The sequence below is a fragment of the Dysgonomonas sp. Marseille-P4677 genome (assembly GCF_016652235.1).
In the GTDB taxonomy this organism is placed as follows: Bacteria; Bacteroidota; Bacteroidia; order Bacteroidales; family Dysgonomonadaceae; genus Dysgonomonas.
This window is the reverse complement of sequence record NZ_JAEPKU010000124.1, coordinates 1-13,110: the sequence shown is the minus strand read 5'-3', so window position 1 is coordinate 13,110 and position 13,110 is coordinate 1. Positions and strand designations below refer to the sequence as shown.

Annotated in this window: 8 protein-coding genes; 7 read left to right on the top strand and 1 reads right to left on the bottom strand. The window is 32.0% G+C overall.

The window, feature by feature from the left end; translation table 11 throughout:
* Positions 1–187: 187 nt before the first annotated feature.
* A complete protein-coding gene (locus tag JGH11_RS16205) occupies positions 188–1,972 on the bottom strand; it encodes a CotH kinase family protein (RefSeq protein WP_201113555.1) in 1,785 nt (594 codons plus the stop codon).
* 542 nt (positions 1,973–2,514) lie between these two features.
* Between JGH11_RS16205 and JGH11_RS16200 the strand changes: the two genes are divergently transcribed.
* The 7 genes from JGH11_RS16200 to JGH11_RS16170 form a co-directional block, all read left to right on the top strand.
* The gene (locus tag JGH11_RS16200) at positions 2,515–3,648 is read left to right on the top strand and encodes a HEAT repeat domain-containing protein (RefSeq protein ID WP_201113553.1); all 1,134 of its coding nucleotides are present in this window, start codon (positions 2,515–2,517) and stop codon (positions 3,646–3,648) included.
* A gap of 37 nt (positions 3,649–3,685) precedes the next feature.
* Positions 3,686–5,164 (top strand): glycosyltransferase, encoded by a 1,479-nt coding sequence (locus tag JGH11_RS16195; protein ID WP_201113551.1) that lies wholly within the window; start codon positions 3,686–3,688, stop codon positions 5,162–5,164.
* Positions 5,165–5,184: 20 nt separating this feature from the next.
* Positions 5,185–8,007 (top strand): tetratricopeptide repeat protein, encoded by a 2,823-nt coding sequence (locus JGH11_RS16190; protein ID WP_201113550.1) that lies wholly within the window; start codon positions 5,185–5,187, stop codon positions 8,005–8,007.
* A 40-nt stretch (positions 8,008–8,047) separates the two neighbouring features.
* Positions 8,048–10,141, top strand: a complete 2,094-nt coding sequence (locus JGH11_RS16185) for a DUF4838 domain-containing protein (protein ID WP_201113549.1) — start codon at positions 8,048–8,050, stop codon at positions 10,139–10,141.
* 12 nt (positions 10,142–10,153) lie between these two features.
* On the top strand, positions 10,154–10,669 hold the full coding sequence (locus JGH11_RS16180) for a DUF1573 domain-containing protein (protein WP_201113548.1): 516 nt from the start codon (positions 10,154–10,156) through the stop codon (positions 10,667–10,669).
* Between the two features lie 658 nt (positions 10,670–11,327).
* Positions 11,328–12,053, top strand: a complete 726-nt coding sequence (locus JGH11_RS16175) for a helix-turn-helix domain-containing protein (RefSeq protein WP_201113547.1) — start codon at positions 11,328–11,330, stop codon at positions 12,051–12,053.
* Between the two features lie 668 nt (positions 12,054–12,721).
* Positions 12,722–13,110, top strand: a 389-nt coding sequence (locus JGH11_RS16170; protein ID WP_201113546.1) for an AraC family transcriptional regulator, incomplete at its 3' end; no start/stop codon positions are given.

Here is a 13,110-nt window from a genome sequence, read left to right as displayed (position 1 = left end):
ACTATATATAGGTACCGAATATATATTTTTGTGTTTAAATGCTAGTTTATCAGCTTGTTATATTCTTTTTAAAGATACATTGTAACTATTAAATATTCATTTTTTAGTTCTGCCAAAATTCTGTTAGCCTGACTTCCAATACTAATTGGGAGATAATTTATGAATGTTTAGTTAATTGGTAACTAGGCTAGAATTTATTGATTTTTTCATCTAAAAATGCCACACGATTATTTATCCAACTCTTCATCTGAGAAATCAATTCCTGATAGGAAAGATTTTGAGATGGAGGTAGAGCTGCTGGTATTTTAAAGTTCTCAGCCTGAGATTTCATTAACTTTGCAGACATCATGTCAATATAGTTAGGCAAATCTAATACCAGAGGTTTAATTTCATTCCAACGAGCTTTATATTTGGCCCTAAATTGAGGATCTTCAAAAAATCTAGAGAAAAATTTAGAACCTGTACGATAATCCTCATTCTTTTGATAAAATAGTAAAATTGAATGTTCAAAATATTTTTTGGTGTCGTCATAGTCATGACCAAATGCTAAATCGAAATCCCAAAGAGGCCCCCACATAATTTTCGAATCACCATTTTTATAACAAAATAGGCTTTTAGGATGCCTTACTTCTGCATTTTGTACAATCTCATTGACGAGAATTAAATCAATAAGTGAATTTACATCAGTGTATTCTTCGTACTTGTTGTTCGGAAAATTACTCTCAAACAAAGAGCTTTCTAGATTTTGCATCGTTGTTTTAATATAATTGAATCCAGATTCATCTTTTGGTTCGGGATCTGAGACCATCATCGGTAAATTCAAATATTGGGACTTAAACTTATAATTTTCATCATAATTTGTATCCATCTCCATTAAGAATCCTTTTGTTTTATCAATATTTACACGTCCTTCACCAATCTCATTCTGCTCGGTAAGTACATAATTCCCTCTATAGGTCCCGTTTAAAAAAAGTTCGACATGAATCGATGAATGAGTAAATGGGATCTTCATTTGGCGAGCCAATTCGAATGTAACATCATTCATAAGTAAAGTAGGATCATTATAATTTGCCAACAAGACCCACTTTTTAGCTGCAGGCAAATGAAATAAAGGTGTCTTGTCTGGGAAATCTATCCTATACGGTTTTTTAGGCTTAGCCCATGTTGAATTACCTCTACCCCGTATTGTTACAACAGTACTATTCATATCTATTGCATCCTCATTGGGTACACTAAGACTAAACACTGCCGGCAATTTAGTTGTTTTCTCCACAACTTCGAGCCCACCATCTATATTTACACTCATTACAGGTAATCCAGTAAACATAGGACCGACACATATAATGTCATAATCAACGGTAATTCCATTGTCTTTTTTTATAACATATTTCAATTCATTAAAAAAGGAATTAGCCGTTACTCCACTTACTTGTTCTTTACCATTCACAGATACCCCTCCGAGTGCAACAAAACTAACAATGAGATTTTTTATATTCGGAATCCATTCTGATGAAGTTAAAGTTATTGTTTGCTCTTCATTATTTATAATACCATTTATATCATTTGTCAGATTATTGAGTTTTGCCGGTATAACAAATGATGTTATTCCTATTTCAGAATTAGTTTTTCTCCCTTGTTGCGAAACTTTTATCGTTCTAGAAGCAGTTCCTTCTGCCGTTATAATAACTGATGTTGTTCTTGCAGATTCAATAGAGCGATTTTCTTTAACTGAGATTATTATCGCATCTCCTGCTCTTTTAGCACTGCACCATTCCTGATCAAGTACGGGAATTTCAATATTGACAGATAAGGCGTTTGTTGTAATTGAAATCTGTTTTTCTTGCGCTTCATGTGATTCGAAGAATATAGATGTCTCTTCTATAATGAGGGTAATCTCATTTTTGTCGTCATTACATGCTATACAATTAAATCCTGCAAATATTATAAATAGAATCCATGGAATATTTTTCATAACCATTGTGTTTTTATAGTTTATAATTCGTAAAATTTCAAATAAGTTTTTCGTCTGTATAGAATCTAAACTAAATTGTATATCAAATAAATGTATAATTGAGAATTGCTACTGTTCAGAAAAATGAGTTTTTCCTAAAAAAGGTCTTTTTGAGACTATTTCAATTCATAGGAGACTTAAAGAAAAAAGAATTTAAATGCATTATTCACGAAAAAAAAGAGAGTAATGGGACTAATTCTTTAAAAAATACAGAAAAAAGTAACGATCACTTATAATAATTTAAAACATGTATATATCAATTTACCTTACCTTTTTTGAGAAAAACAAAAAGGCAATATGTTGATAATTAAAGTGTATTACAGCTAATCAGAATTGAGATTTCTCTGAGATATATTAGACGTAGGGTGAGTTTTTAGTCTCAAAAATAAACATTGTCTAAATCCTAATTTTTATGGACAGTAGCAATTCTCAATTATACGTTTATTCGCTGTTGAGATAAAAAGTTAAGTCTGCTATAGAAAAACCAAAAATTCTTTTCAGTTATGGAAACAATAAAATTTTATTATTATTACTACGAATCTATATTTACCGGATACCCGTTTTTTATTCGTATCGCAACAGCAATGGTTATCATTCTAACAACCATTTACATCATTACTTTAATTGTATTTTTCTTCTCATTTTATAATATCAAAAGATTAAAAAGTAAGGTAGATAGTATTGAAAATGATTACAAAGACAAGCTAAAGGCTATTATGTTCTCTCCAGAAAATCTTTCTAATGAAGAAATCAGAACCGAATTACAACTTGATAATAAAAAATTAAAGGGATGGAAAAAGAAAGAGATTACAGATTTGATTTTATCTCTTAAACCACAAAAAGTGGATACTTATTTTAACCAAAATAATTATTCGGGAATACTTGATGTTTTTGCTATTATCCCATATTGGGAGACAAAACTTAAGGTAAGAAATCTAAACAATAACAAAAAAGCACTCAGGATAATGGAGAATTTAGGTAAAAATATTCCTGGTAGTAGCTTGTCTTCTCGTATAGAAGAACGTAATCCGGACTTACGCAAGCATGTTAAAACTGGATTTATGCATTGTGCATCATATGACAACTTTAGATTCTTGGATGATGATTTTGACAATCAGTTCAATCCATTGGATGAAATGCGGATACATGCTGCGCTGATCGAGCAAAATAAAAAGAAACAATTACCTCCGCTGATTCGTTGGGTTAATAATTCCCAAAATGAAACTTACAAAGCCTTTCTCATAGAAGAAATAGGTTTCTTTAATCAACAAGAGTCGGCGTCCAAACTTCTTGAATTATTCCAGGTAAGTAAGAGCAATAAAGTTAAAGCAAAAATTGTAGAAACTCTTGGATTGTTAAAATATATAAAAGCAATCCCCATATTTTTAAATGAATATGGAGTATGTTCGGAACAAGTACAAGCTGCGATAGTTAGCGTATTGGGAGAATCTGAACCACCTGAAGCTATTGAATTTCTTAAAGAAGTATATGCTGGTACATCTAATGAGGGATTGATAATTAAGATTGTACAAAACATATATAAATTAGATCATGAGAAAGAAACATTCTTTACGCTGAAACAAAATGCCTCAGGTGTGTTCCAAAAATCCATATTTGATTTTGTAGAACAAGCGTAAGTCATAAGATGATTATTTAACTTAAAAAAATACGGATATGTTTGATAATATAGTATTTGGCTATCAATCCATCATTTTTATTTACGCTTTGGCTATCACTATTATATACATTGCTTTGTCTTGTTTTGGGTATTATAATATCGCTAGAACTAAGCTTAAGTATACGGATAGAGAAGAGGAATTATTGAACTCGCAGCCATACAGAATTCCGGGTATATCAGTTGTTGCCGGAGCATATAACGAAGAAGTAGTGATTATTGACAATGTAACATCTTTTCTAAATCTTGATTATCCTAAATTCCAAGTTGTAATAGTCAATGATGGTAGTACTGATAGAACATTAGAAATACTTATCGAGAATTTTGAATTAAAGGAAGTACCTTTTCCTTATGTAGAAAAGATTTATTGTCGTCCGGTAAAGAGGATATTTAAGTCTGTAAATCCCAAATTTAAACATCTTACAGTCGTAGATAAAATAAATGGAGGAACAAAGGCCGATGCGATGAACGCAGGTATCAATGTTGCAGAATATGATTATATCATAAATACAGATATGGATTGTATTCTGGCTCCGGATACACTGAAAAAAGTTATTATACCGGTATTAGACTCAAAGGTTCCGGTTATAGCTGTAGGTGCAACAATGCGCATGGCAAATGGATGTGAAGTGGAAAACGGAGTTATCACAAGGATCGGTCCTCCGGCAGAATTCATAACTACATTTCAAGAAACAGAATATTTACGCTCATATCTGGTAGCAAAAATGGGTTGGTCTTTACTTAACGCTATACCTAATATATCAGGTGGATTTGGTCTGTTTGATAAATCTGTTATTATCAATGTCGGTGGATTTGATCCGCTTTCGCATGCCGAGGATATGGATATAACATTACGTATAGGTGCTTATATGCGCAGACAGAATCAGAAATACAGGATTATTCAGATACCTGATTCTTGCTGTTGGACAGAGGGACCTACCAATCTTAAAGTACTTCACAGGCAACGTTCGCGTTGGGGACGGGGACTTTTGCAAATATTCGTAAAGCACAGAAGGCTTCTGTTTAATAAAAAATACGGAAAACTTGGATTTACAATAACTCCTTATGCCCTATTTTTTGAATTTCTAGCTCCTATTCTTGAGGCCTTAGGGCTAATTTCTATAATTTATTTACTTGCAACAAGTCAAATAAATTTCAATACCTTCTGGCTAATGCTGAGTTTCGTATTTATGACAGGAGTAACGATATCATTGTTAACTATTTTATTTGACATATGGGTAAAAAAGGTATATCAAAAGAAAGTAGAATATTTAAAGCTATTACTTTTTTCTCTTTTTGAAGCGTTTTTCTATCATCCTTTTGTTGTAGTGTTCACATTACATGGTTATTGGAAATTCCTAACCAGTAGGAAAAGAAAGTGGGGGGAGATGACCAGAAGAGGGTACACGAAGAAAACAGAAATAGTTTCACCTGATTTGGTAAAAGAAATAGTAAACTCTTCGTCAGGAAGTAATTAAAATAGAGAAAGGAGTAAAATATGATGTACGTATATAAAAAAAAGGGAGAATCCCCGAACTATATAAAGACAAGTCTGGCTATATTTCTTATCGGATTATTTTCTTGTAATTTGGTATATGCACAAGAAAAATCCCGCTCGGACGATAGTCCCGAATATATAGAAAAGGTTAAGACTTTATTTAATCATAATAATTGGGAAGAGGGTCGAAAAGTAGTTGAGGAAGGTCTGGAGAAATACCCTGAAGAGTCGGATTTGAGAATGTTGCTCGGCAAATATTATTTGAATTACAAGAATTATGATAAGGCTCGTTATGAGCTATCCAAATCATTAAATGCAAATCCTAATAATATAGAAACTAAACAGATATTGGTCAATGTAGAATCTTTGTCGGGGCGCTACTCTAGTGCGATCTGTTATGTAAATGAATTGTTGGAAGTGCATCCTTATAAACGTGCTTTGTGGCTCAAAAAAATAGAGTTGTATAAGTTGCAAGGTAATGTGCAGGAAGCAAACCGTCTTCGTAAGCGCATAAGCCATATATATCCTGAAGATAATCAGCTAAAAGACGATTATATATATAATGCGGAAATAGATGCGGCGGAGAAGCGTAAGAATAAAAATTTTGATGGATCGATTGCCCTCAATAAAGAGTTGATAGCTTTACAACCCAATAATGACGAGTTCTATTTAAACATGATTAATGATTATATTAAAGCGGGAGACTTATTCGGCGCACAAAACTATTTGGATAAGGCTATTAATCGCTTTCCCGGGAATATTGAATTTATTAATAAGAAAGTCGGATTACTAGCTGAACAAAAACGCTATCCTGAACTCCTTGCTTATTTGCAACAAGAGATGAAAGCCAATGGAGCAGGCTCTTTAAGAAAAGATTATAACTACTATCTTACCGAGGCTGCGACTTATGCCAAAAATAATGAGGCAATAACTCTTTACCAAAAAATATTTGAAAATAACCCCAATAATCAGGAGGCTTTCTCATATATATTCAATAGAGCAATTTCAGATATGCAATTCGAAGAAGCTTTAAGTGTTTTAAATAGATATAAAAAAGGAAAAGGTGAAACCAAAGAACTTTCCATAAAGGAACTTTCGCTTTATAGCCGTATGGGAAACCCTGCTAAAGTCGCAGCACTTACCAAAAAATTATTTGCTCAATACCCAAACGATTCGGATTTGAAAAATGCTTACGCGAATACGATGTATAATGAAGCTAAAGATAAAATGATCGAAGGTAACTATAACGATGCATTATATTGTTGGAATATGGTAAAGCAATATGGAGATGAAGATATGTATAAGATGGCTCAGAATTCGTTGTACAATGTATATATGGCTATCGGTGACTATTATAATGCCATAAATGTTCTAAATCAAGTTGAAGAATCAGGAATTTCAGATCCGGATCTATATGTAAAAAGAGCTGAAGTTTATTTTAAACAACAACAATATCCGTTGGCTGTAGATAGCTATGAGGAAGCAATAAATATGGCTGCTGAAAATCAGAAAATACGATATATAGGTGGTTATGGTGATATGTTAACATCTGTGATCAAAGACCTGAATGAATCGTATTCATACGACGAATCATTAAAATATGTCGAACGTTGGCTTAAATATGCACCGGATAATAGTATGGCTTTGCACTATGCTGTAAATCTATCCTATACTACAAACAACATTGAGAAAATGAAGATCTTTGCTCAACAAGGAAATAAAGCTTATCCGGAAAATGTATACTTTAAAATTAAGTTAGCCGAAATAGAAAGTAAGACTCAGGGAAATTATGAAGATGTATATTCTTCTCTTTATATCGAGCTGCAAAAGAATCCTTATCATAAGGATCTGATCAATGCGTTTGTTCAAACCTCTGAAAATTACGGACAGCAACTCATCAAAGAAAAAAATAATAAAAAAGCTCTTTCTGTATTGAATACAGCCTTATTTTATAGACCCGATAGTAAGTCCGTAAAATATATGAAAGGTTTAGCATTCGAAGGAATGCATCAACATGATTCGGCGTATTATTATCAGTCGTTTCATGAACCTTCAGCTTTAGAATTATCCGATTTTAAACAGCATATGAATTTCCTAAAATATAAAGGATTCAGAAATGAAATAGGCTTGTCTTATTTATATAGTGAGTTGGGTGATACTACTAAGACTATTACAATATCGGGCATAGCATATAGAAGAATCCAAAATTCTAACACATATACTGCACAGTTTTATTATTCGGGCAGAGAGTTAGGACGGGGAATCCAAGCACAAGGCGAATGGGTTAAAAACTGGACAACACGCACATATACTCAAATTAATGGAGCATGGGGTAATAAATTCTTTCCTAAATGGTCTTTTAATGCTTCTCTATTCAACTATATAAATTTTCTGAGGGGAATTGAACTGGAGTTGGGTGTTGGTTATAAACGTTTACAGGAAAAGATAAATCTCTCCAATGCAGTTTTGGGCATAACAAAAGACTTGGATCTGTGGCGGATAAATGTACGATTTAATAATTATAAGCTCGAAGAAGAATGGCTCTATAATCTATCAACAAATGTGCGTTACTATCTTAGTTCTCCTCAAAACTATATTCTGGGCTTTGCTAGTATTGGTTCTTCTCCCGACGTGGAATTGATAGACTATCAATTGTATAACGGATTTTCAGTAGCGAATACTATGGTTGGGGCAGGGGTAGTGCATATGTTGTCAGGAACTGTTTCGGTATCAGTATTGGGTATATGGAATAATTTTAGACTTAACGATGCTAAGTTTGGAAATCTTTATAATATTCATTTGAATCTCAATGTGGCATTCTAATATATATTTTTACATAGTATTGTCTGTATTGCTTTTTACAATGAATAGTTGTAAGGCTAACAGTCAGCCTTCGTTGAAAGCAAATGGCTATGCTATTTCTTCAAAGGAGGATGAAATAAGTGTAATCTGGGCTGAATATCTTTACAATCACCTAAAAAAAAGGTGTGCAGAGGATGGTATCGTAGTCAAGACAATAGATGATAAGAATAAGAAAAGCTTTGCTGGATTCAAAAATATTCAGTTTGAAGTAAATCCGGATATTAACTATGACTATTGTATTGATCACACCTCAGAGGAACTTTATATCACTGTTCGTAATAAGGAAACCGCCCTATGGATAACATACCAGTTGATAAGTAATATCGCAACAGTCGATAGCCGTTTTGATGTGGCAGATCTGCCTATCCCTCTTATTGATTTTGACAGTGAGTGTAAATCATTTGATTTTTCGTATCGTGAACCCTATTTCAGACCTAATCTGAATGAAGAATATTCTGCGCTTATCGGGACTAATAATGTTGAAAGGGATTGGGGCTTATGGGGGCATAATTTGTCAAAAGTAATTCAGGATCCGTCAATAGAAGATGTCTATTCTCTTGTAAATGGAGTTCGCAATCGAGATCAGTTTTCATTTTCATCTCCAACTCTTTTCAATAATATATGTGAGTATATCATAGACAATTATGGAGATGGGAATGTCAAAGAGTATCGGTTTATGATTATGCCCAATGATAACCAATTAGTGTGTACCTGCCCTTCTTGTGTAGCACTTGGTAATACAGAGGATAATGCGACTCCGGCAGTGATGGATTTGATTCATAAATTAGCCGATCGGTTTCCGGGGCACATGTTCTTTACTACAGCCTATATGACTACATCCATACCTCCGACAACGAATTTGCCTGACAATGCCGGTGTTTTTATAAGTACTGTTAGCTTACCTAAAGGGCAAACGCTTGACGATTCAAAAGCATCTGTTAAGGCTTTTTCGAAGCAATTAGATAAATGGAGTAAAAAAACATCTAATATATATCTTTGGGATTATGCCGCCAATTTTGATGACTATCTTACGCCATTACCCATCTTATACGGGCTGCAGAAACAGTTGCTTTTTTTTCGGTCTCATGGTGTCAAAGGTATATTTCTGAATGCTTCAGGATATGATTATAGTCCATTTGACGATGTTAAGACATTTGTAGCAGGAGCATTAATGATGGATTCAGAGATTAATGTAAAGAGTCTTTGTGAAAAATATTTAGAGAAGGAATATCCTATAAGCCATAAATTATTATCAGATTATTATTTATCTGCTGAACATCAATTCGAATCAAAGAATAAAGCTTATGATATGTATGGAGGTATAAATCAAATCATATCTTCTTATTTGGACGTCGATAGATTTATCCAATTTTATGAAGACCTGATAATAGTTATTGGAAAAACGGAGAAAGAAGAATCTGATAAATTACATAAATTATTAACAGCTCTGACTTACACACGCCTTCAGATAGCATACGTAAGAAACGACAAGGCATGGGGTGCTGCGACTAAAGTAAATACAGAGTTAGTTATTAAGCCGGAGATCGAGCGATATATTAATAATCTTGAAGAAAATACCAAATTGCGAGGACTGGGAAATTACAAAGAAAGTGATGGTAAATTGGACAATTATATCACGGAATGGAGAAAAATTCTTTCCTATAAAGGTCTAAAAAACACTCTTATGGGTACAACTATTAAGATATCATCAAATTCGAATGAGAGTAACGATATATATATGCTTAATGATGGAATGCTTGGGTTCTCCACAGATTATCATCAGGGATGGTATTTAAGCACTACAGATGATTTAGCTGCAAATTTTTCTGCTGAAAAATTGCGTAGCTGCTCCGAAATCAAGCTGCATTTTCTTCGAATGGCTAGACATCAGATATACCCGCCGGAAAAAGTAATTTTAATTGTTGACAATATAGAAATCAAGAGTATAGATTCTCTACAGATGAATAACTACGGATTAATTGATGAATGTATTATCCCTATCGACTTTTCGCTAGCGAAAAATATAGAACTAAAATTCATTCGTAAACAAGGTAATAAAAGTACTATTGCCTGCGACGAAATAGTAATAAATTAAAAAACAAATCATATGAAAATTATAAAATATACTACTTTTTTGATATTATCTATTTATGTGTTCACTGGTTGTCTCGATAAACGGGATAAACAAACAACTCTGGATATTATAGACAATAACAGGCATTATTATCCTATCATGCAAGGGGAGGAGCTTAATATATCTTTTAATATAAAAAACACCGGCGAAGTACCTTTTATACTAGAGGATATCATAACGTCTTGTGGTTGTATTACAGCGAATAAATCAGGAATTGATGTTATACCTCCCGGAAAAGAAGGGCGATTAATTTTACAATATGATAGTAATAAAAATGTAGGATTATCTAAACATCATATAACTCTTTACGGCAATTTAAGGAATATGACATCGATAGATATAGCTTTTGATGTACATGTAGTACCTGATGCATTATATAGCAAAGACTATGAAGAATTATATCAAAAGGAGAAAGGATTTGGAAAAGACGTTAAGGATTTAATGGATGGTAAAGAATCGGATCAGGGCTATTATATCGAGAATCACTAACATCAGTTATGGTTTTAATGTAATATTTGTGATGAGCTTCGGTCGTGAAATGATAGATATTCATTGAAAAAATCGATTAGCTATATTTATATTAAATATAAGTTATCTATAGAGTAAAGAATAAAGAGATGATCCGATAGAATTCTTAACCTTGTTTGTGTTTATATATAGCTATTAGAGTAATGTTAACCTAAGTGAAAGTGCTGAGATAGAAAATATTTAAGAAGAAATATCTGAGATTCTATTTTCATAAAACAGATATTATCTATATAGAAAACGGATGCTTTTTGAATGTTAAAAACTATTTATCAGCCAACTATGTTTTAATACTTTTTGAAATAAATTATTCTTTTTTATATTCATGCTGCCCAATCTAAATATAAGAGTTTATCTAAATGATATTATTCAAAAAAAGCAATCGTTCAAAACGGTTGTGTATCTTTTTATCTTTCTCGAAGTATGCGAAATGATATTCTATTTTATATTTAGGCCAACCCCTATAGGATTATTATTTCCAGTCATTCTGTATATATTGTTACAGCATGTGAAGAAAGACGATTTAAGGTTTCTCGATTATCAATATCTGATTCTACCATTCGTATTCTATTGTTTTCTTTATATATATTTATTTTTTATATTAAAAGAACCTGTATCGAGTTTGATTTGGAGAAAATGGTATCTTATTTTCTATGTAGTATATAATCTGGTCTTTATAGCGCTAATCTTTGTAGGATGTCATAATGCCGATGAACCTGAATTTGTAAATGAACGCCTTCTTATTTGGCAAATCAATTTACTCTTAACCCTACATCTAGTTGTAACTATCGCATTAGTTTATGTGAAAATACCGGATGATTCAATTGGTGCCATTATTAATAAGCAGAGGATATGGATTATTTTATTATTCCTTTTTTCCAGTATTTTATTGAAAGGTCATTATTTATTGAGAACTAATGCGAAAAACAATAATAGATATACCCAACTGGATCAAATAGAGCATCGATGTGGCGAATATCGGAATATATTGGTATCTCTTTTTGAGGATCAAAAGATATATTTGCGTCAGGATCTTGACAAAGAGCTTTTATCTATTGAAAGTGGAATTTCGAGGGCTGATCTTAATTATTTCTTCGAAAAATATATTGAAGTTGATTTTCGTGTTTTTATAGCAGGCTATCGTATTCGATACGCACTTGATTTACTCAATACTAATAAAAATATGTATACTATGGAATTTATTGCCTCTCAATGTGGCTATAAATCATTGGTGACATTTAATAAATATTTTATATCGTTTACAGGGTTAACACCTTCGCAATATGTAAATGATATAGAAATTTATAAGCCGGATGAAGATGACCTGATTATACCTAACCACTCATGATTTGAAATATGTTTTTAAGTATATGTGTTTTAACTATAATCCTTTTATTGTCAGCCTTATATATTGAGCGAAATATAAAAAAGAGAAGTCAAAGTAATATAATCTTCTCTATTTTACTTTGTTGTTATATATTAAATATTCTTTTCGATATATTCATCCATTTATATTCCGATCCTAATTTATTCTATATAAGTGATGGCCTTCCATTTAAAATAGTTTATGGACCGTTACTCTATTTTTATTGTAAATCGTTTAATACGCAATTGTCTATACGACAAATAATACCTCATTCTATATTTCCTCTTTTCTGGGGGCTATTATACTTACCTTTTATAATAGATAGACGATTTCGTGATCTGGTGGGTGGTATTTATTACATTGCATTATATGTTAGCATTGCTGCTTCGTGGTTTGGATATTCATTTTTTCTATTAACCAGAAGGAAAAATTCTTTCTATGGGGCAATAAATTTGTTGTCACTGTCGATATATTATTTACTGTTTTCCATATTTCTATTCATTCAAATAAAAGTTGAAACTGAAGATAAAACTCAGAAAGAACTTTCAAGAATACTTCTAAATATTTTCATATTAGGATCAGCTATAATTTTATTTAATCAATCATTGAAGAATTTAAAAGACTATGTGTTAATAGAAAAGAGTTGGAGCATGTTTACTTCTACTTTAGGTTATAATAAAAATAAGAATAATAATCAACCATCTAAGGACTTATATGTAAATAAAAAAGAAGAGAATATCCTTATTGATTTCTTTAATTCATCTCATATTCTAAATCCAAACCTAGATATAAAAATCGTTAGTAGAATTTTAAATATTAGCCAGAAACATTTAACAGATCTAATTAAACAAAATTATTCTTCTACCTTTTTTAAAATATTAACAGCAAAAAGAATTGAAAAGGCATGTCAATTCATAATAGATGAGAATTTCAATTATGAATACGAATCTCTATATATTCGTTGTGGACTCAAATCTAAGGCAACATTCTATCGCAACTTTTTATTTATCAAAGGCTGTACACCTTCTCAGTATAGAAG